The sequence below is a fragment of the Mycobacterium sp. 29Ha genome, from assembly GCF_032883055.1.
GTDB lineage: Bacteria > Actinomycetota > Actinomycetes > Mycobacteriales > Mycobacteriaceae > Mycobacterium > Mycobacterium gallinarum.
The window spans coordinates 122,126-142,184 of the sequence record NZ_JAMQTI010000006.1 but is presented as its reverse complement, the minus strand read 5'-3'; the positions used below and the strand labels follow the sequence as shown (position 1 = coordinate 142,184).

Annotated in this window: 16 protein-coding genes; 7 read left to right on the top strand and 9 right to left on the bottom strand. The window is 66.4% G+C overall.

The genetic code is table 11. The features are described from left to right. Positions 1-391 precede the first annotated feature (391 nt). Positions 392-2,218: a glycoside hydrolase family 2 protein gene (locus M1248_RS09920; RefSeq protein ID WP_317148289.1), complete on the bottom strand. Its 1,827-nt coding sequence runs from the start codon at positions 2,216-2,218 to the stop codon at positions 392-394. A 581-nt stretch (positions 2,219-2,799) separates the two neighbouring features. On the opposite strand from M1248_RS09920, the gene M1248_RS09915 reads away from it, so the two are divergent. Genes M1248_RS09915 through M1248_RS09905 form a run of 3 tightly spaced genes read left to right on the top strand, consistent with a single transcriptional unit; the run spans position 2,800 to position 4,842 of the window. Then, complete coding sequence (locus M1248_RS09915; RefSeq protein WP_317148221.1) at positions 2,800-3,141, top strand: RNA-binding protein; 342 nt, start codon at positions 2,800-2,802, stop codon at positions 3,139-3,141. 29 nt (positions 3,142-3,170) lie between these two features. After that, entirely contained in the window at positions 3,171-4,067 is an 897-nt protein-coding gene (locus tag M1248_RS09910; protein WP_317148220.1) for an NAD(P)H-binding protein, read from the top strand. A 4-nt stretch (positions 4,068-4,071) separates the two neighbouring features. After that, entirely contained in the window at positions 4,072-4,842 is a 771-nt protein-coding gene (locus M1248_RS09905) for an SDR family oxidoreductase (protein ID WP_317148219.1), read from the top strand. Here the strand turns inward: M1248_RS09905 and M1248_RS09900 are convergent. Continuing rightward, positions 4,811-5,596 (bottom strand): enoyl-CoA hydratase/isomerase family protein, encoded by a 786-nt coding sequence (locus M1248_RS09900; protein WP_163736036.1) that lies wholly within the window; start codon positions 5,594-5,596, stop codon positions 4,811-4,813. The genes M1248_RS09905 and M1248_RS09900 overlap by 32 nt on opposite strands. A gap of 30 nt (positions 5,597-5,626) precedes the next feature. Further along, positions 5,627-6,310: a TetR family transcriptional regulator gene (locus M1248_RS09895; protein WP_163736039.1), complete on the bottom strand. Its 684-nt coding sequence runs from the start codon at positions 6,308-6,310 to the stop codon at positions 5,627-5,629. A gap of 69 nt (positions 6,311-6,379) precedes the next feature. Here M1248_RS09895 and M1248_RS09890 point away from each other — a divergent pair, with 69 nt between their 5' ends. Then, complete coding sequence (locus M1248_RS09890) at positions 6,380-7,429, top strand: ferredoxin reductase (protein ID WP_163736042.1); 1,050 nt, start codon at positions 6,380-6,382, stop codon at positions 7,427-7,429. Positions 7,430-7,457: 28 nt separating this feature from the next. Then, positions 7,458-8,561, top strand: coding sequence for a fatty acid desaturase family protein (locus M1248_RS09885; RefSeq protein WP_163736045.1), 1,104 nt, complete (start codon positions 7,458-7,460; stop codon positions 8,559-8,561). Positions 8,562-8,564: 3 nt separating this feature from the next. Here the strand turns inward: M1248_RS09885 and nei2 are convergent, their stop codons facing one another. From nei2 to M1248_RS09860, 5 genes are all read right to left on the bottom strand, one after another. Continuing rightward, on the bottom strand, positions 8,565-9,323 hold the full coding sequence (gene nei2 / locus M1248_RS09880) for an endonuclease VIII Nei2 (RefSeq protein ID WP_317148218.1): 759 nt from the start codon (positions 9,321-9,323) through the stop codon (positions 8,565-8,567). A 6-nt stretch (positions 9,324-9,329) separates the two neighbouring features. Continuing rightward, the gene (locus M1248_RS09875) at positions 9,330-13,913 is read right to left on the bottom strand and encodes an ATP-dependent helicase (protein ID WP_317148217.1); all 4,584 of its coding nucleotides are present in this window, start codon (positions 13,911-13,913) and stop codon (positions 9,330-9,332) included. A gap of 32 nt (positions 13,914-13,945) precedes the next feature. Then, a complete protein-coding gene (locus M1248_RS09870) occupies positions 13,946-14,587 on the bottom strand; it encodes a TetR/AcrR family transcriptional regulator (protein WP_163736055.1) in 642 nt (213 codons plus the stop codon). Positions 14,588-14,710: 123 nt separating this feature from the next. Then, complete coding sequence (locus M1248_RS09865) at positions 14,711-16,285, bottom strand: aldehyde dehydrogenase family protein (RefSeq protein WP_163736060.1); 1,575 nt, start codon at positions 16,283-16,285, stop codon at positions 14,711-14,713. Then, a complete protein-coding gene (locus M1248_RS09860) occupies positions 16,282-17,484 on the bottom strand; it encodes a VOC family protein (RefSeq protein WP_163736063.1) in 1,203 nt (400 codons plus the stop codon). Before M1248_RS09860 ends, M1248_RS09865 begins: the two co-directional genes overlap by 4 nt. Positions 17,485-17,514: 30 nt before the next feature. Between M1248_RS09860 and M1248_RS09855 the strand changes: the two genes are divergently transcribed. Continuing rightward, complete coding sequence (locus tag M1248_RS09855; RefSeq protein WP_163736067.1) at positions 17,515-17,967, top strand: Lrp/AsnC family transcriptional regulator; 453 nt, start codon at positions 17,515-17,517, stop codon at positions 17,965-17,967. A 53-nt stretch (positions 17,968-18,020) separates the two neighbouring features. Next, the gene (lat, locus tag M1248_RS09850; protein WP_317148216.1) at positions 18,021-19,370 is read left to right on the top strand and encodes an L-lysine 6-transaminase; all 1,350 of its coding nucleotides are present in this window, start codon (positions 18,021-18,023) and stop codon (positions 19,368-19,370) included. On the opposite strand, the gene M1248_RS09845 is transcribed toward lat, so the two are convergent. Next, positions 19,367-19,957 (bottom strand): restriction endonuclease, encoded by a 591-nt coding sequence (locus tag M1248_RS09845; protein ID WP_410506648.1) that lies wholly within the window; start codon positions 19,955-19,957, stop codon positions 19,367-19,369. The two genes, lat and M1248_RS09845, sit on opposite strands and share 4 nt — an antisense overlap. Between the last annotated feature and the right edge of the window lie 102 nt (positions 19,958-20,059).

Here is a 20,059-nt window from a genome sequence, read left to right as displayed (position 1 = left end):
CCGATGGGAATCAGGGATTTCCCTACATTTTTGACTTCGCGATCTTATTGGGACCCATGCCACCGGCGCAATTATTGAACAATCAAATTTATTCGCTGTAGCCTCACGCGCGGTCCGGTCCCATGACCTCGACGCATCGGGTGGTTCACGTCCTACTATTAATGACACCGTCAATATCCAGGCACAAGTTGATGAGCGGCGGACTGAGGCGAAATTGGTAGCCAACCTCGGTACAGGTATGGGCATGCGCTCAGGTCTTTGCCAGATTACATCGTTGCGATATGTATGCAGGGTGTGTCATCCGTCGTGCACGCGACACGTGCCGCAGCGCGGCGGCGTTCTGATCCATACTCAGCAAAGCTTGAAGGGCGGCGACCGACGGGCCCGATCGCTAGCGTGAGCCCGCCGCAATCACCGCGCGGTTGCGCCCGGCCGCCACCGGCAGATCGACCTTCATGATCTGCCGGTCATAGGTCATGTATCCGTTGACCTCGTTCTCGACGTCCGTCGTCTGCGTGTAGATCGCACCCGACAAGCCGATCTCGTGTGCAACCCGCTCCAGATCCAGGCTGACCTCGACGTAGCGCTGGGTCAGCCGCGCCTTGCTGTCGGTCATCTCGTAGGCCATCGGCGGCCCCGGCCACCGGTTGCCCTCTTCGATCAGGCCCAGGCCCCCGTACTCGCCGTTGACGGTCACCCTGCCGTCGCGCACGACCGGCCGACCCGGACCCACGTAGGTGTGGTCATCGAAGATGTCGCCGGTCCGGCTGTCACCGCGCGACTTACAGCAGTTCGCCCCGCTGTTCGGGACCACCATGCGTGTGCGGTCCGCGGCCTTCACCGCCCTGGCGATCCTGGCCGTGTCGTACTCGCCCCAGCCCTCGTTGAACGGCACCCAGCCGACGATCGACGTGACACTGCTCAGCTGATGGACCATCTCGGAGAGCTCGTTTTCGAAGTGCGCCTGGGCGTCCCGTCGCGGTGTCGGTGCCGGCCCCGTCGGGATGTCGAGCGACACGTCCAGTGACGGCATATCCTGCCACACCAGCAGTCCCAGCTTGTCGGTCCAGTAGTACCACCGCGCGGGTTCGACCTTGGCGTGCTTGCGGACGAAGTTCATGCCGAGCGCCTTGATCTGCTCGAGGTCGAACTTGAGTGCATCGTCGGTGGGTGCGGTGTAGATCCCGTCGGGCCAGTAGCCCTGATCGAGCGGACCGTGCAGGAACGTGATCTTGCCGTTCAGCGCCATCCGCGCTCGGCCCTGCGCGTCCTTCACCGTGCTGATCGTGCGCAGGCCGGCGTAGCTGGACACCTCGTCGACCACCTTGCCCGTCCGGGTCACCAGCCGCGCCGTCAGGTCATAGAGGTACGGATCTTCCGGCGTCCACAGATGCGGCGACGGCACCAACAGGCGCAGTGTGGCACCCGGCTTTCCCGACGCACGCGCGACCACCTCGCCGCTGGGTTTGGAGACGACGACTTCGGCGCGCTGATCGCCCGCGCCCGAAACGCGCGGCGTCACAGTGAAACTGGTCAGATCCGTCGTGATGTCGAGCTTGTCGATATGCGCGGCCGGCACCGGCTCCATCCACACCGTCTGCCAGATGCCCGACGCTCCGGTGTAGAACAGTCCGGCGGGGTTGTACCGCTGCTTGCCGACGGCGAATCCGCCCCTCTCGTTGCGGTCCTCGACGCGGACGGTCAGCTCCTGCGGTCCCGACGGCCGCAGCGCGCTGGTGACGTCCGCGCTGAACTCCGTGTAGCCACCCTCGTGACGCGCCACCTGTTTGTTGTTCACCCAGACAGTGGCGATCTGGTCGACGGCGCCGAAGTGAAGGAGCACATGCCGGTTGTCCCAGTCCCGAGGGATCTCAAACACCTTGCGGTACCACATTTGATCGTCGTGGCGCTGTATCCCCGACAGCGCGGACTCCGTCGGAAACGGCACCAGGATCTGCTCGCGGTAGTCGCTCTCCGGCGGCGGCGCGGTCGCCCCGGCCTTGGCGGGCCTGCCGGTGTAACCCCACAAACCGTTGAGGTTCAACCATTTCTCCCGCGCGAGCTGCGGGCGCGGATATTCGGGCAGCGCATTGTTCGGCCCGACCAAGCCGGTCCACCTCGTCGACAACGGCGGCGTCTTAGGCTGCCAGACGTCGGCCGCATGGGCCGGAGTGGCCGCGATCGTGAGGCTGCCCAGCAGTACTACCGCCACAGTCAAAGTGATGCGGACGAGTCGAACCCTTGTCATCGCGTCTGTGCCGGGCGGGTACGACCGGTGGCGCGAGCAGGCATGAACATCCCCCAGGATCGAATGAATCAGGACCTGACGTGGCGGCGCCTACCTCGAAGGTCCCCCGGCACACCGATGCGTCGCAGCAAACATAGCGGGAAGTGGTCGCCGACGGAAGTGGGAGAGCCTGGCAATTTTCCGAAGATTCATGTGACGCAGGTGTCCAGGCTGTAGGCGCCGATCCTGCGTGTGAGGCATGAGGATACGTGAAACGCCGTCTGCCTCGGCATTGTCGGTGGGTATCCGACTTGCGAAGGTCGCCACGAGTGGATCCCGGCCCTCGGCGGACCGCTATGCGGTCCGACCGGTCCGCTGACGCTGATGCGGGCCGGTGATCCGCTGCGACTCATATCACACAGCAAAGTAGGTGGGGCGGGTGGGCGACACTTTCGGCCGATGCCGATCCACCCGTCCGTCAACTCGCCCTGTTCTTTGCGATCGTGATGCGCGTGCGGGTGCGACAATTTCTTGCGCGCCGTCCTATCGGCGCCCATTTCAGAGGAGCGAACGTGCGCAAGACATTGCTCTGTGCCGCGGCGGTGTTGTTCGTAGGCGGTCTGGTGAATGTGGGCACGCCCACCGCCGACGCCACACTGTGCGGATCCGTCGGTGGCAGGTTCGTCGACGTGACCGGCTGCAGCGACCCGTTGGCCTATCTCAATGACGCGCTTCCCCCGCCACCGCCGCCACCACCCCCACCTCCGCCGCCTCCGCCGGGCGCACCTCCGCCTCCACCTCCGCCCCCGCCACCGCCACCCCCACCGCCGCCGCCCTACTACGCACCGGTGGCGCCGAACGTCGATGTCTGCGCCAGCGTGGGCCGACGCGTCAGCGTCAGTGGTTGCATCTAGCGTGAGCTCGCCTCAGCCCGGTTGATTCGATGTATCTGATCACCGGCGCCGGCGGCGGGGTCGGCAGCGTCAGCCGTGCCGTGGTCGAGTTGTTAGTAGGCGGCGGTGAGCGCGTGCGCGCCATGGTGCACCGCGATGACGAACGGGCGCAACAACTTCGGGCGTTGGGAGCCGACGTGGTCGTCGGCGATCTCACGCGCGCCCCCGACATCCTGGATGCGCTGGCAGGTGTTCGCCGGATGTTCTTCAACATGAGCGTGTCGGCGGACTACCTGTTGGCGACCGCTGAGGTGTGCGCGGTGGCGAAGGAGCGCGGGCACCTCGATGCGCTGGTCAACATGTCGCAGATGACGGTGTCGCAGATGACGTTGACCAGCACTTCAGAATCGGAGCACCAGCGTTTGCACTGGCTGGCAGAACAGGTGCTCAATTGGTCCGGCCTTCCGGTAATCCACGTACGCCCAACGGTTTTCCTGCAGAATCCACTTTTCTCGATGCTGGGCGCTCAATCGGTGAGGGACCGTGGGGTGCTCGCGTTGCCGTTCGGTGCTGGTCGCACGTCACCGATCGCGGCAGCGGACGTCGCTGCCGTCGTCGCGGCGATACTGCTCGAGCCCGCGGATCGCATCGGTGCGGTGTACGAACTGACCGGCCCGGAGGCGCTCGACATGGACGGTCTGGCGGCCCAGTTCGCGCTCGCACTCGGTCGGCCGGTCGTCGCCGAGAACCTCACACCCGATGACGAGCGCCGCCAGTTGGACTCGGTGCCGCTGCCAGACCATGTGCGACACCACATTGAGACGATGGCACGGTTGCATCGTGAGGACCGCTACAACCGCTCCACCGACGACGTCGAGCGCATCATCGGTCGGCCCGCGCAATCCGTCGCGCAATATGTAGCGACTCATCGCGATCTGTTTGACTGACTTCGTGGACCGCGCAGCGTTTGACCGCTTGTTCGACCTGACCGATCGCACCGTCATCGTCACGGGCGGCACTCGCGGCATCGGGTTGGCCCTGGCCGAGGGTTTTGTCCTGGCGGGTGCGCGGGTGGTGGTCGCCAGCCGCAAGCCCGACGCGTGTGAGCAGGCTGCACAGCACCTGCGCGGACTCGGTGGTGAGGCCATCGGAGTCCCTACCCACCTCGGAGACGTCGGCGCACTCGAGGCCCTTGTGGACAAGACAGTCGACGCGTTCGGCGGTATCGACGTCCTGGTGAACAACGCCGCGAACGCGCTGGCGCAGCCCCTCGGAGAGATGACCGCCGATGCGCTGGCGAAGTCGCACGAGGTGAACCTCCGCGGACCGGTGCTTCTCGTGCAGGCGGCCCTGCCGCACCTGAAGGCCAGCTCACACGCTTCCGTGGTGAACATGATCTCCACAGGGGCGTTCAACTTCGCGCCGGGAACAGCCATCTATTCGTCGAACAAGGCGGCGTTGATGTCCTTCACCCGATCGATGGCCGCCGAGTACGCCTCGGCCGGTATCCGGGTTAATGCCATCGCACCGGGGCCCGTCGACACCGACATGATGCGAAACAACCCGCCAGAGGCGATCGCCCGCATGGCCAACAGCAACCTGATGAAGCGTCTTGCCAAACCGGATGAGATGGTCGGCGCCGCATTGATGTTGGCGACCGACGCGGGGAGCTACCTGACCGGAACGGTGATCATCGCTGACGGTGGCGGAACGCCTCGGTAGCGTCTGCCATCACCCCGCCCGTCGACGCCAGGATCTGGCTGCGATTCTCCAGGTGTAACGCCGCCTCGAGGCTTGACGCGTCCAGGTTGGCCCACAACACCTGCTTGGTCGACTCCACGCCGAATTTGCCGTAGCCACACAGTGTTTCGGCGATGGCCAGGGCGTCATCGAGCACTGAGCCGTCCGCGGAGATGCGAGACACCAAACCGAGCCGCAGTGCCTCCTGGGCGTCGACCGCACGCGCGGTCAGGATCAGGTCGAACGCCGGGCCGGCCCCGACTATCCGCGGCAGCGTGTAGCTGACGCCGATGTCGCAGCCGCCGAGGCCGAGCTTGATGAATTGCGTGCAGAACCGCGCGGATTCGGAGGCGATCCGGATATCGCAGGCCAGTGCAATTCCCATGCCGCCGCCGTAGGCCGCCCCGTTGACCGCTGCGATCACCGGCTGCCGAAGGCGATGGATCTTCGCGGTGAGGTCGGCAATTCTTTCCTGCCATCGCATTCCGGACCGCGGGAACTCGGTCCCTCCGCCGGCCTTGTTGGGATTCGGGTCGGTCAAATCCAGGCCCGAGCAGAACCCGCGTCCGGCGCCGGTCAGCACGACGACGCGCAGGTCGTTGTTCGCCCGGATCCCGTCGAGGGCGGTGTGCAGGTCCTCGACCAACTCGTAGGACAGAGCGTTGAGCTTCTCCGGCCGGTTCAGCGTGAGGACGGCGATGTCGGGCCTGGGGTAGGTCAATTCGAGATGGGGCATGGCGACACGTTAGCCCCGTGCCGGATGGCCTCAGACGGTGCTGCGCCAGCCGGTCACGCCCACAACGATCATCCGTAGCTGCTTGACCGCAATGCGCCTGATCTCGTCGAGCGCGACCGAGTCGGTGGCGTCCTCGATGGACTCCGCGATCGAGATCATCGCGTTGACGAACAGGCTGGCCAAGATGTTGAGATCCTCGCCGCTCCACGCATTGAGCCCGGGGAAGCGGGCGAGATCGATCGCCAGTTCCGACGTGATCAGACGGATCTCGGTACGGATGGCGTACCTCAGCACGGTCACGCCGCTGGAGCGCTCACGGCCGATGAAACGCCAGTGTTCGCGACGTTCGTTGACGCCCTCGATCAAGATGTCCACCGACGACTCGATGACCCGGTTCGGATCGAGCTTGCCCGCCCGCGCACCGCGCAGCATGTCGCGAAGGGCGCGGAACGATTCGTCGATGAGCACGAGGCCCAGCGCTTCCATCGACTCGAAGTGGCGGTAGAAGGCCGCAGGCACGATGCCCGCCTCACGAGTCACCTCGCGCAGACTGAGCGCCGCGAAGCTGCGCTGCTCCAGTAGGCGCAGGGCAGCGGCGACGATCGCCCGCCGGGTGGCCTCCTTGCGCTCCTCCCTGGAGAGGGTGTCGCGGGACCGTGACTTGCTTGACCTGCTCGAACGGCTCGTTCGTGAACTGGGCGTACGGTTGTTCACTTTGTGAAACCTACCACAACCTGCACGAATCTATTGACGCGCCCCCTGTGAACGGCGCACGGTATACACATGTTCACTCAAACTTTGACACGCCGCGTGCGACGGTCGCCTCTTCTGGAGTTGCTGACCGGGCCCCACGGCGTGGATCGATACACCGAGCTGGTCGACCCGACCTGGACGCGGTCAGACGCCCGCGCCAAGGTGATCTCGGTGCGTCGGCAGACGCCCCGCAGCGTCACGCTGACGCTGGAACCGAATCAGGCGTTCACTGGTTTTCAGGCCGGCCAGCACATCAACCTCACCGTCGAAATCGACGGCCGTCGTCGCACCCGTCCCTACTCTCCGGCCAGTGCCGAAGGCTCCCCGTATATCGAGCTCACGGTCGGCCGCCACGAGGGCGGACTGGTGTCCACCTATCTCTGCGACCACGCCCGCCCGGGCTTGGTCGTCGGACTGGACTCCGTGGGCGGGGACTTCGTGCTCCCGACGGTGCGGCCCCGTCGCGTTCTGTTCGTGTCGGGCGGCAGCGGCATCACCCCGGTGATGTCCATGCTGCGCACGATGCGCAACGAGGGATCGGATCGCGAGATCGCTTTCATCCACTACGCCCGCAACGCGCAGGAAGCCTGCTACGCAGACGAGCTCGCCGCGATGTCCGGCGTTCGGGTTTTGCACGGTTACACCCGTGCCGGACAGGGCGATCTCACCGGCTATTTCGACGCAGACCATCTGGCCGCGGCGATGCCCGAGCCGGACGCGGTCTTCGTGTGCGGTCCGCAGGCACTCGTAGATGCCGTCCGGACGCACTTCCCGGACGCGTTGTCCGAAAGCTTTGTCCCACCTGTGTTCACCCCGTCGGCCGATACCGGCGGCCGAATCGCATTCACCGACAGCGGTGTCGAGCTGACTGACGACGGCAGGCCACTGCTCGAGCAGGCCGAGGCCGCAGGCCTCACGCCGGAAAGCGGATGCCGGATGGGCATCTGCGGAAGCTGCACCCGCCGCAAGAGCAGCGGCGTCGTCAAGAACCTGATCACCGGAACCGTATCCAGTAGCGAAGCAGAAGACGTGCGTATCTGTGTATCCGCCCCCGTCGGCGACGTCGACATCGCGCTTTAGATCCGAAACGGACAAGAAAGGACAAGCCATGACTACAGCCACCACCGCACAACCGAAGACCATCTCGAAAACCGTCGGCGGCAAGACCGTCACCATGACCCCAGAGCAGGCCGACGCGTTCGGCCGCGAACTCGACGCGCTGAAGGACCGCGTGATCGCCGACCTCGGCGAGCGCGACGTCACTTACATCCGCCGGATCATCAAGGCGCAGCGCGGTCTGGAGGTCGCCGGCCGTGCGATGCTCTTCGGCGGCATCTTCCCGCCGTTCTGGCTCGCGGGTACAGCGATGCTGGGCATCTCGAAGATCCTCGACAACATGGAGATCGGCCACAACATCATGCACGGCCAGTACGACTGGACCGGCGATCCGACGTTGGCGGGCAAGAACTTCGAATGGGACACCGCCTGCCCGGCCGACCAGTGGCGGCACTCGCACAACTACATGCACCACACCTACACCAACATCGTCGGCATGGACCGCGATGTGGGCTACGGGATCCTGCGGATCAGCGAGGACCAGAAGTGGAAGCCGTACTTCCTCGGGAATCCCGTGTGGGCATTCCTGCTGATGGTGCTGTTCCAGTACGGCGTCGCGTTGCATGAACTGGAGACCGAACGCATCACCGCCGGCGAAATCTCGATCGCCGACAAGCGCGAGATCCTCGAAGGGATCTGGCGTAAGACCAAGAAACAGACCCTCAAGGACTACGTGGCGTTCCCGCTGCTGGCCGGCCCGTTCGCGCCATGGGTGTTCGCCGGGAACATGACGGCGAACCTGATGCGCAACGTCTGGTCCAATGTGATCATCTTCTGCGGACACTTCCCCGAGGACGTGCAGGAGTTCTCGATCGAGGAGACCAAGGCCGAGACGCGTGGCCAGTGGTACTTCCGTCAGATCCTGGGATCTGCGAACCTGACCGGCGGCAAGCTCTTCCACATCCTGAGCGGCAACCTGTCGTTCCAGATCGAGCACCATCTGTTCCCTGACATCCCGGCACACCGTCACGCCGAGATCGCGCCCGAGGTGCAGGAGATCTGCAAGCGCTACGGCATCCCCTACAACACGGGACCGCTGCCGCGGCAGATCGCCACCGTCTGGCGCAAGATCTTCAAGCTGGCACTGCCGGGCTAGCCGTTACGTCTGACAGTTCGGACACCAGTAGGAGACACGGTCTCCGCTGGTGTCCGACTGTATGTGGGTGCCGCAGCGCCGGCATGGACGTCCCACCCGGCCGTAGACCCAGAGGTCGCGACCACCTCGGGTGTCGCCGGTCGTGGTGCGATTGACCCGGGAGCGGTTGAGCCACAACATGTCACGAGCCCGTTGCACCATGCGCAGCGGGTCTTTGACGCCTCCCACCGGTGTCGTCGGCAGATAGCCGGTGACAAAGCACAGTTCGTTGGCGTAGACGTTGCCGACGCCGGCCATCACCCGCTGATCCAACAGCGACTCGGCGAGCGGTCGCCGCGGGTCGGCCACCAGGTTGTCGCGAGCGATACGCGGTTCCCAGTCGTCACCGAGCAGGTCAGGTCCGAGATGGGCGACGACGTCCATGTCATGGTCGCGTTTGAGAATCTCCAGCACTCCGAGATCGATACCTGCGGCGCGGGAATCCTCGGTTTCCAGGATGATTCGGATCTTGTGGGGCTGCACACGGCGGATCTGCCCGCCGACCAGCCAGGCCCCGTCCATTTTCAGGTGCGAGTGGATGCTCGCATCGCCGGCGCGGATGAAGAGATGCTTACCCCTGCTGATCACCTCGTCCACGACGCAGCCCGTCAGATCAACCGTCGCAAACTTGGGAACTCGCACGTCGCACCGTGTGAGTGTCTTACCGGCAAGCGCCTCCCGCAGCTTGGTCGCAGCGCGAAAGACGGTGTCACCCTCAGGCATTGGCCGTCACCGCAACCTGAGTCCTCGCGGGGTGCGTGAGAAGCCGGCACCGATCAGGGCATCCTGAACGGCGCCCCGCTGACCGCCCGCACCCGGTTCGAGCACCGGCACGCCGTTCACCTTTTCCACGAGGAACGACTGCACCCGCCCCGCGCTCACCAGATCCGCCAGCGCGGCCGCGGCCGCGATGTGCGCGTCGGCATCCTCGGTGAAGCTCAGCAGCGAGCGTCCACCGCGTTCGAGGAACCACACCAGTTCACCGTCCACCAGCGCGACGAGCGCCCCGGCTTTACGGCCCGGCCGTCCCCCGCCAGCGGGAGGTGCCCCCAGCGCGACGTCTTCGTCAGAGGTGGCGCGAGTGGGCCACGGCAGCGCTGCGCCGTACGGATTGGCCGGGTCGGCGGCTGCCATCACGACCGCGTGGTATTCGCGGTGATCGGGGTCGACGCCGTCGAGGTAGGACCGCAATCTATCGACCGTCGACGCCACCGCGAACTGGGCGCCCCCGAGGGACTCGACGAAGTACCCGCGCTGGCACCGGCCGGCGTCCTCGAATGCCGTCAACACCTTGTACAGCATGGCAAAGCCGCCGGGCACCTGTTCGGATGTGACGGCGCCCTTGGTCAGCACGCCGTGACGGCCCAGGAGCAAGTCGGCCTGGAAATGTGCGCGCACCGTCGACTCCGGTTCGGCCGCCGGCAGCGCGGACCAGCGGCCCGCCACCACGGGGTCGGAGGTGCGCGTCTGCGCGTGCGCGACGCTGTATCGACTCAGCCGCGGCGGGCGTTGACGCTGGCGGTGGGCCGGGGCGCCAGGGCGGCCCGACGAGCGGCGGGGACCCGTCAGCATCGCCCGCACCGGCGCGAACGTATCGCCGCTGACCCAGCCGGCCCAGATCAGTTCCCACAGCGCCTGTTTCAGTTCGTCGCCCGGGTTATCGGAGAGCTGGCGGAAAAAGTAGGCGCCCCCGCCGCCAAGCGTCTCCATGATCTGGCGGTGCGTGTCCGTGAATTCGATCTCGGTCGGCGCCGCGAGCGTCATCGGTGCCGAATCCGCCGGATGGAAGGCGATCCACCCGTCGCCGCCGCCGATCTGTCCCGCACCCGACCAGGTGACCTCCCCGGACGCCAGCAGCTCGTCGAGCATCGCCGGCTGATAGTCGCGCACCCGCAGCCCGAACACCAACGGCTCCACCGCTGAGGCCGGAATCGGCACTCCCGCCAACTGATCGATGACCGCCGCGAGTCCGTCGACACCGCTGTTGTGGGTCGATCCGACCTGCTGCCACGCGGGCAGGAAGCGCCCATAGGCGGCGGTACTGACCGGCTCGACCTGCGCCCGCAGCGCGGCCAGCGATCGCCGGCGCAGGATTTTCAGGATGTCGGAGTCGCACCACTCGCTGGAATCGGACGCTGTGTTGAATGTCGCCGCCGGGGCGGCTCCGGCGGTGAACTCCCCGCGAATCAACCTGCCGTCGATCGCCATACGGCCCAGTACATCCGCGGTGACCCGCAGGCCCAGACCGAACCGGGCCGCCGCGTCATGTGTGGTGAACGGACCGCGGGTGCGGGCATACCGGCCGAGCAGTTCACCCAGCGGATCGTCGACCGATTCGGTGAAGGCCGTCGGCACCCCGACCGGGACGGCGACCCCGACCCCGTCGCGCAGCAGCCCGATGTCCTCGACGGCCACCCACCACGTCTGGTCGGCGTACGTCACCCTCAGCGCGCGCTTGCTGGCCAGTAACCCGTCGAGCCAGCCGCCAACCTCGGACGTGGTGCAGCGTTCGGCGATTTCGGCCTCCGTGAGTGGGCCCAACACCCGCAGCAGGTCGGCCACGCCTTCGGCGTCGCGGGCCTGCCGGTCGTCGCTGAGATGTTGCAACTGCCTCGCGGTCGAAGCGATGACTTGCGGATCGAGCAGCTCGCGCAACTCCACCCGGCCGAGCAGTTCGGCCAACAGCACGCTGTCCAAGGACAGCGCGGCGGCGCGCCGCTCGGCTAGCGGGCTGTCGCCCTCGTACATGAATGCGCCGACATAGCCGAACAGCAGCGACGCCGCGAACGGTGACGGCGTGGTCGTCTCGACCTCGACCAGCCGCAGCCGGCGCTGCGCGACGCGGTTCATCAGCTCCGTCAGCGCCGGCACGTCGTACACATCCTGCAGACATTCGCGCACCGCCTCCAGCACGATCGGGAAGTCCGGATACTTGCGTGCGACGTCCAGCAGCTGGGCGGCCCGTTGCCGCTGGTGCCACAGGGGCGATCGCTTACCGGGGTGACGGCGGGGGAGAAGCAGTGCGCGGGCGGCACATTCGCGAAAGCGCGATGCGAACAGTGCCGAGCCGCCGACCTCCGCGGTGACGATGGGTTCGATCTCGTCGGCGTCGAAGACGAAGAGGTCGGCACCGGGCGCGGTGTCTTCGGTATCGGGCAGTCGCACGATGATGCCGTCGTCGGACGCGGTCGGCTTCTCGTCGATGCCGTAGCGTTCGCGCAACCGCCGGGCGACAGCCAAAGCGAGTGGGCCGTGCACCCGCAATCCGTACGGGGAGTGCAGGATGACGCGCCAGTCGCCGAGTTCGTCGCGGAACCGCTCCACCACGAACGTCGTGTCCGTCGGCACCACCGTGGTGGCCTGACGCTGCTCGTCGAGCAGTTGCCACAGGTTGTTGGCGGCGTACTCGTCGAAACCCATTGTCTGGCAGCGCTCGTCGAATTCATCACGGCCGAGTCGGGCCAGCTCACCGGTGAACGCGCCGACGGCCGCTCCGAGTTCGGCCGGTCTGCCGACGCTGTCGCCGCGCCAGAACGGCAGCCGGGCGGGCTGCCCAGGCGCGGGAACGACCAGCACCCGGTCATGGGTGATCTCGGTGATGCGCCAGCTCGTCGCACCGAGAGAGATGACGTCGCCGGGCCGCGACTCGTAAACCATCTCCTCGTCGAGTTCACCGACCCGCGAGGGCTTTTCCGAATCAGTGGCCAGATAGACGGTGAACAGGCCGCGGTCGGGGATCGCGCCGCCCGACGTCACGGCCAGGCGCTGCGCACCGGGCCGGGCAATCAACGTCCCCGCATCACGGTCGTATACCAGACGTGGACGCAGTTCGGCGAACTCGGTGGATGGATACTTCCCGGACAGCAAGTCGAGTGTTGCCTCGAATGCACTGCGCGGCAACGTCGCAAAGGGCGCGCTGCGGCGAACCGCGTCGAACCAGCGGTCGGCGTCCAACGGCTCGAGCGCCGAAGCCGCGACGGTGTGCTGGGCGAGGACGTCGAGCGGATTGGTCGGCACCCGCATGGTCTCGATGTCGCCGCTGAGCATCCGCTTGACGGTGACCGCACATCCGATCAGATCCGTGCGGTGCTTGGGAAACAGCACACCCTGGGAGATCTCGCCGACCTGGTGACCCGCACGGCCGATGCGCTGCAACCCGCTGGCCACCGACGGCGGTGCTTCGACCTGGATCACGAGATCAACCGCGCCCATGTCGATGCCCAACTCCAGGCTGGACGTGGCGACGACGGCCTTCAGGCGGCCGGACTTCAGATCGTCCTCGACCTGTGCGCGTTGCTCCTTGCTGACCGAACCGTGGTGCGCGCGGGCCAGCAGTGTCGGGGCGCCCAACGACGCGCCGCTGGCCATCAGCTGTGCCGGGAAGCCGCCGCCCACCTTCGGGTTGTGCTCCATGGAAACGCCGGCGCCAGTGCGTTCGGCGTGAATCTCGTTGAGCCGCGAGGTGAGTCGCTCGGCTAGCCGCCGGGAGTTGGCGAAGACGATCGACGAATTGTGCGTCTCGATCAGGTCGACGATGCGTTCCTCGACGTCAGGCCAGATGGTGTTGTTCTCGAGGTTGGCCATATCGGGAACGGGCACCGTCACGGACAGGTCGAAGGTCTTGGCCGCGGGCGGCGCCACGATGGTGGTGCGCGCCTGACCGGACAGGAACCGCGCGACCTCCTCGGGCGGGCGGACCGTGGCGGACAATCCGATGCGTTGCGCTGGCTGGTTCAGTAGCTGGTCGAGCCGCTCCAGCGACAGCGCCAGATGCGCGCCGCGCTTGGTCGCCGCGACGGCGTGCACTTCGTCGACGATGACCGTCTGCACCTCGGTGAGCGTCTCGCGGGCCGCGGAGGTGAGCATCAGGAACAGCGACTCCGGCGTGGTGATCAGGATGTCCGGCGGCCGGGTGATCAGCTCGCGGCGCTGGGCGGGTGTGGTGTCACCGGAGCGAACGCCGACGCTGATCTGGGGTGCGGGACTCCCGCTGCGCTCGGCGAGGCGGCCGATGCCCGTCAGCGGGGTCCGCAGGTTGCGTTCCACGTCCACGGCCAGCGCCTTGAGGGGCGATACATAGAGGACCCTCGTGCCTGCTGACGCGGGCCTGGGCTCTGAGGATGCGAGGCGGTCGATCGCCCACAGGAACGCCGCGAGCGTCTTGCCGGAGCCGGTGGGGGCGATGACCAGTGTGTTGTCGCCGTCGGCGATGGCGGACCACGCCTGCGTCTGCGCCGGGGTCGGCTCGGCGAATGTTCCCGTGAACCAGTCGCGGGTCAGCCCGCTGAACCGGGCAAGGGGACTGGTGCTCATCTAGCCATCGTGCAGCAGGGCACCGACAACTGTCAGGGACGTGCGGCCGCGACGGTTTCTGCCAGCGCTTCGGGAATCCCAGGAACCCGGGCGACCATATCGAGCAGGGCATGCGCACACGCGTCGGCGACGACGTCGATGTCGATCGAGGGGTCCATCATCCGTTGCCTGCACATTTCGAGAGTGAAGGCCAACCACCCGTAGACCACCACACGCAGGTCGCGCTCGACCTTGGAGTCCAGCTGGTCACCTCCGAAGCCGGCGACGATACGGTCGGCCTGGCGGTCGTTGTCGAGGTCCTCGATGCCGCGCAGGACGGGGTCGGAGCGGCCTGCGCCGACATAGGCCGCCCAGGCGACGTTCGGGTTCTGCTCGTAGTAGCGCAGGTAGGCGATGACGCCTTCCCGCAGCTGGTTGAACAGACTGAGGTCAGGGCTGGGCGGTGTGTTCGTCGCCTCGAAGAGCCGTTCACTCTCGGCGCGCAGCACCGCGGCGAAGAATGCCCGCTTGTCGGGGAAATAGTGGTACATCAGCGCGCGGGAGACGCCGGCCTTCTCGGCGATCTCGTCGATGCGGACGTCGTCATAGGGTCGCTGCCCGAACACCTCGGCGCCCAAGGTTAGAAGTTCGGCGCGGCGCTCGTCGGGAGACAACCGCCGTCGGGGTACAGCCATCAGGCCATCTTAGTTGACATATGTACAACAGTGCATGAGCCCCGCCATCGCGAGAGTGGGCTTGCGTCACGCCAATGTCGCGTTTCATGTGCGGGTAACCCACGTTCGCGCGCGGCCGCCGCCTCAGCCGAAGTGCACACCCTGGGCCAGCGGCAGCTCCGACGAGTAGTTGACGGTGTTGGTGGCTCGACGCATGTACGCCTTCCACGAATCCGAGCCCGACTCGCGCCCGCCGCCGGTCTGCTTCTCGCCACCGAAGGCGCCGCCGATCTCGGCGCCCGACGTGCCGATGTTGACGTTGGCGATGCCGCAGTCCGAACCGTCGGCGGCCATGAAGCGTTCCGCCTCACGCATGTCCATCGTGAAGATCGACGACGAAAGACCTTGCGGCACCGCATTGTTCATCGCGATCGCGTCGTCCAACTCGTCGTAGGTCAGCACATAGAGGATCGGAGCGAACGTCTCGGAGTGCACCACCTCGGTCTGCGCGGGCATGCGGACGACGGCCGGCGCGACGTAGTAGGCGCTGTCGTCGCCCAGTTCGTGGCGCTCGCCCCCGAACACCTCGCCACCGTCGGCGCGTGCCTGCTCGAGTGCCCGGACCATGTCGCGGTAGGCGGTCTCGTGGATCAGCGGACCGACCAACGTGCCGTCGGCCGTCGGCTCACCGATCGGCAGCTGCCGGTAGGCCGCCACGATCCGGCCGACGAGTTCGTCGGCGACCGACGAGTGCACGATCAGCCGTCGCATCGTCGTGCATCGCTGTCCAGCGGTGCCCGCGGCGGAGAAGACGATGCCGCGTACCGCGAGATCCAGATCGGCCGACGGCGTGACGATCGCGGCGTTGTTCCCGCCGAGCTCGAGCAGCACCTTGCCGAATCGCTGAGCCACCCGCGGCCCGACCTGCTGACCCATCCGCACCGAACCCGTGGCCGACAGCAGGGCCACCCGGGGATCGTCGACCAGGCGCTCACCGACCTCGCGGCCACCCTGGATCAGCCGGCTGACCTCCCGCGGCGCACCCACATCGTCGGCCGCGCGCTCGATCAGCGCCTGGCACGCCAGCGCCGTCAGCGGCGTCAGCTCCGAAGGCTTCCACACCACCGTGTCACCACAGACCAGTGCGATCGCCGTATTCCAGGCCCAGACCGCCACCGGAAAGTTGAACGCGGTGATGACTCCGACCACGCCCAGCGGATGCCAGGTCTCCATCAGCCGGTGCCCCGGGCGTTCGGACGCGATGGTCTTGCCGTAGAGCTGACGCGAGAGTCCGACGGCGAACTGGCAGATGTCGATCATCTCCTGCACCTCACCGAGCGCCTCGGACGTGATCTTGCCCGCCTCGAGAGTGACGAGCGCCGCGACATCGGCCTTGTGCTCGACCAGCAGCTCGCCAAGGCGTGCGACCAACGCGCCGCGGACCGGCGCCGGCGTCGTCCGCCATGTTGTAAATGCCTGCGCGGCTTCGGCAATGGCCGCATCGGCCTGTTCCAGGCTGGTCTCGGTGATCGTGAACAGCACGTCGCCGGTGATCGGGGTGCTGGCCTGCAGGCGTGAGCTGGATGTCGCCGGCCTCCCGGCTCCGTGGCCGCCCGGCTCACCTAATTCGGCGGGTGAGCCCACGGCCGTCAGTGCCTCGCGTACGCGGGTGCGCAGCGCATCGGCCGTTGGCAGCTGGGATTTCTGCATGGTCGTCATTGTGATGCCGCTTTCTCGTAGAGCTCGTACGGATCGTGGATGTGGTGGCCGATCTGTCCGGCCATCCAACTCAGGCTGTACTGCGAACTGTCCGCCTCGTCTGCGGCGTGCGCATCGGAATCGAGGTTGGAGCGGAAGATCCCGGCTGCTGACGCGGGTAGAAAATCCTCGTAGGCAACCGGTTTCGACGGATCTCCGCCGCGGTAATAGGCCAGGCCCGAGGCTGCCATGGCCTCGTCGGTGGCGGGGAAGTACGTGTTCCACATCGCTGCCGGGTCGGTTTCAGCCATCGCCTGGTCGTAGCGTCGTCTGCCCTCGGCGGTCAACGCGACGCCGCGCGATTCGACCTCCCCGAAGCGCACGCGCAACGTGCCCTCGGATACCTGCCCATCATCGTCGCGGAAACGTCTCGGTTCGGAAAGCGCACGAAAAGACGTCTGCCGCAGCAGCACGGCGGGCCCGTCGCATCGCGGGGGGCCCTGAATCGCATCGATCATCTCGATGCCCCGCCGCGACATTCGTACGTACAGTTCGTCGATGTCGAGCACCCGCGGCGTCAGGTGATTGATGTGTGTGGTTCGCACCCCGGCGATGTCGGCGGCGACCGCGGATACGTGGGCCAACTCGTCGTACCACGCCCGGTCGATCGGCTCACGTGACAGGGCGAACGCGTCGACCGCGGCGGCGATGAACCGGTCGGCGCTGTCGCGATCGGTGCCTGCGTCGGACGCGATGCGCCGCGCCTCGGCGATCAGCGCGGGATCGAACAGCTGCCTGTCGGCGAGGTACCGCTCCACACGCATGCGCAGGTCAGGGGCGAAGAACCTTTCGTCGGCTGTGGCCAGCATCGAGGTGAACACCCGAAATGGGTTGTGCTCCAAGTCGTCTGAATCGATCGGCCTAAACGCCGTCGATACCACCGGCACGGGGGACCCCGCGTCGCGCAAGTCATAGAAGCCGACCGGGAACATTCCGAAGGCGGCGAACAGGTCTGCGACGTCGGCGAGTTCGCGCGGGTTGCCGACCCGGATCGCGCCGTGACGCTCGACGATCACCCGTTCGGTCGCGTCCAGTTCGCGGTTCACCTCGGCGCTGACCTCGACGAGAGTCGAGTACATCGGTACCTCGGCGGCGTACAGCCGAGAGAGCGCGGCGGCGAACTCCGCACGCAACTGCCAGGTTTGAACGCGTGCCGTCATTTTGCGGCTCTGCTCGGATACAGTGCCGCCATGAGCGAACCGCTCGACGACATCGACCGTGTGCTGGCGCGTGAGTTGGTGGCCGACGGACGCGCAACGCTGGCGCACCTCGCGGAAACCGCTGGACTTTCGGTGTCGGCGGTCCAGTCCCGTGTCCGAAGACTGGAGTCGCGCGGCGTTGTGACGGGATACACGGCGAGAATCAACCCCGAAGCCGTCGGGAAGATGCTGTCGGCGTTCGTGGCCATCACTCCTCTCGATCCCTCTCAACCCGATGATGCTCCTGCGCGGCTCGAACACATCGACGCGATCGTGTCGTGCTATTCGGTGGCCGGCGAGGAGAGCTACATCCTGCTCGTGCGTGTCGAGACCCCGCGGGCGCTCGAAGACTTACTGCAACAGATACGCACGGCGGCGAACGTACGTACCCGAAGCACCGTCATCTTACAGACTTTTTACGATGGACGCGACTACGTGCCGTAATAGTTACGGCTCATGGGTCATTTGACCGTAAAACTTCTGTTAATATGGGGCTTATGACCGCTGTCCTGACGCACTCTGCCCAAGATGTCTCCGCGGCCTCGCTGGTCCGTCCGGACGACGTCCACAACGTGCTGGCCCGCAGCATCCTGGCCGACGGTATGGACCTCGTTCTCGACATCGACCGCTCTTCCGGCTCGTACCTGGTCGACGCCCGTACCGGCAAGCGCTACCTCGACATGTTCACGTTCTTCGCGTCGTCGGCCCTCGGGATGAACCATCCGGCGCTCGCGAATGACGAGGACTTCCGCGCCGAACTCGCCCAGGCGGCGGTCAACAAACCCAGCAACTCCGACATCTACTCGGTGCCGATGGCGCGTTTCGTGTCGACCTTCGCGCGCGTGCTCGGCGACCCGGCGCTGCCTCACCTGTTCTTCGTCGACGGGGGAGCGCTGGCCGTCGAGAACGCGTTGAAGGTCGCGTTCGATTGGAAGAGCAGGCACAACGAGGCGAATGGGATCGACCCCGCCCTCGGTTCCAAGGTGCTGCATCTGCGCGGCGCCTTCCACGGCCGCAGCGGCTACACGCTCTCGCTGACCAACACCGACCCCAACAAGGTCGCCCGTTTCCCGAAGTTCGACTGGCCGCGCATCGACGCGCCGTTTACCCGGCCCGGCTTGGACGATGAAGCCATGGATGCCCTCGAGGCGGAGTCGCTTCGCCAGGCCCGAACGGCGTTCGAGGCCCACCCGCACGACATCGCGTGCTTCATCGCCGAGCCCATCCAGGGTGAGGGCGGTGACCGCCATTTCCGGCCGCAGTTCTTCGCAGCGATGCGTGAACTGTGCGACGAATTCGACGCACTGTTGATCTTCGACGAGGTGCAGACGGGCTGCGGAATGACCGGAACCCCTTGGGCGTACCAGCAATTGGGGGTTGCGCCCGATGTGGTCGCATTCGGCAAGAAGACGCAGGTGTGCGGCGTCATGGCCGGCGGCCGTGTCGACGAGGTGCCCGACAACGTGTTCGCGGTCAGCTCCCGGATCAACTCGACGTGGGGCGGCAACCTCGTCGACATGGTGCGCTCTCGGCGCATCCTCGAGGTCATCGAGTCCGACCAGCTGATGATCCGGGCCGCCCATGCGGGTCGATACCTGCTCGATCGGCTCGCTGAGCTCGCCGAGGAATTTCCAGACTTGGTGCTCGACGTTCGAGGACGCGGTCTGATGTGCGCCTTCAGCCTGCCCAGCGCGGCGCTGCGCGACGAGCTGATCGGCAAGTTGTGGGACCGCGGCGTGATCATGCTCGCCAGCGGACCGGACAGCGTGCGGTTCCGGCCCGCGCTGACGGTATCGCGCCCAGAGATCGACACCGCGGTCGACGCGGTGCGCGACGCGCTGCGCTAAACCTCGGTCGGTGTGGTGGGCGCTGTGAGGCGTCGGATGACCGCCCGCAGGCGGGGCAGATCGGAGCCGCCGACCAGTTCGCAACCGTGAAGCTCCGCCAGTTTGCGTGCGGCAGGGGTGAATTCGTGGTTCGTGACCACCATGGTGCTGGCGCAGTCGTGCATCGGCGCACCCGCGACGACCTCCTGGATCGCGCCCGCGCCGACGGGTCGCGCCTGTCGTTTGCATTGAATGGCAACGCGATTGGGGCGCCAGCCGACGACGATGTCGACGCCCCAGTCGCCGGTGGTCGACGTCATGATCACCGGCGCCCCGCTGGACCGCGCGATCCGTGCAACGTAGTCCTCGAACTCCGTTCCTGACATCGCGGCTGTCACATCCTCGCGTGGATGCGGGGTACTGATGCCGTGGATCGCGCCGCGGATGAAGTGTGGCGCCGCGACGATGACCAACGGAGCCGCCGCGGCGACCACCAGGCTCCACCCCGGCGTCCCGCCCAGCATCCAGGCGGCCACGCCGAGGCAGCCCGCGGCGAGCAATTGCCACTTCAGCGCCACGCGGCGAATGGTAGGGGCGCGCGCCGACATCGGTTACCAGCCACGCCGCACGCAGTCCGATATGCGAAAGCGTCGATCCCGTCGCCGCGACCCGGGACGAGATCCGCCGGATCTCGGGTTTACCAGTTCAAC

Bases quoted from the DNA above. Each gene is read 5' to 3' on its own strand.
- M1248_RS09860 (WP_163736063.1), bottom strand. From the start codon at position 17,484: ATGACGGCACGCGTTCAAACCTGGCAGTTGCGTGCGGAGTTCGCCGCC.
- M1248_RS09845 (WP_410506648.1), bottom strand. From the start codon at position 19,957: ATGTCGGCGCGCGCCCCTACCATTCGCCGCGTGGCGCTGAAGTGGCAA.
- M1248_RS09910 (WP_317148220.1), top strand. From the start codon at position 3,171: ATGTATCTGATCACCGGCGCCGGCGGCGGGGTCGGCAGCGTCAGCCGT.
- M1248_RS09890 (WP_163736042.1), top strand. From the start codon at position 6,380: ATGTTCACTCAAACTTTGACACGCCGCGTGCGACGGTCGCCTCTTCTG.
- M1248_RS09875 (WP_317148217.1), bottom strand. From the start codon at position 13,913: ATGAGCACCAGTCCCCTTGCCCGGTTCAGCGGGCTGACCCGCGACTGG.
- M1248_RS09865 (WP_163736060.1), bottom strand. From the start codon at position 16,285: ATGACGACCATGCAGAAATCCCAGCTGCCAACGGCCGATGCGCTGCGC.
- M1248_RS09855 (WP_163736067.1), top strand. From the start codon at position 17,515: ATGAGCGAACCGCTCGACGACATCGACCGTGTGCTGGCGCGTGAGTTG.
- lat (WP_317148216.1), top strand. From the start codon at position 18,021: ATGACCGCTGTCCTGACGCACTCTGCCCAAGATGTCTCCGCGGCCTCG.
- M1248_RS09870 (WP_163736055.1), bottom strand. From the start codon at position 14,587: ATGGCTGTACCCCGACGGCGGTTGTCTCCCGACGAGCGCCGCGCCGAA.
- nei2 (WP_317148218.1), bottom strand. From the start codon at position 9,323: ATGCCTGAGGGTGACACCGTCTTTCGCGCTGCGACCAAGCTGCGGGAG.
- M1248_RS09885 (WP_163736045.1), top strand. From the start codon at position 7,458: ATGACTACAGCCACCACCGCACAACCGAAGACCATCTCGAAAACCGTC.
- M1248_RS09900 (WP_163736036.1), bottom strand. From the start codon at position 5,596: ATGCCCCATCTCGAATTGACCTACCCCAGGCCCGACATCGCCGTCCTC.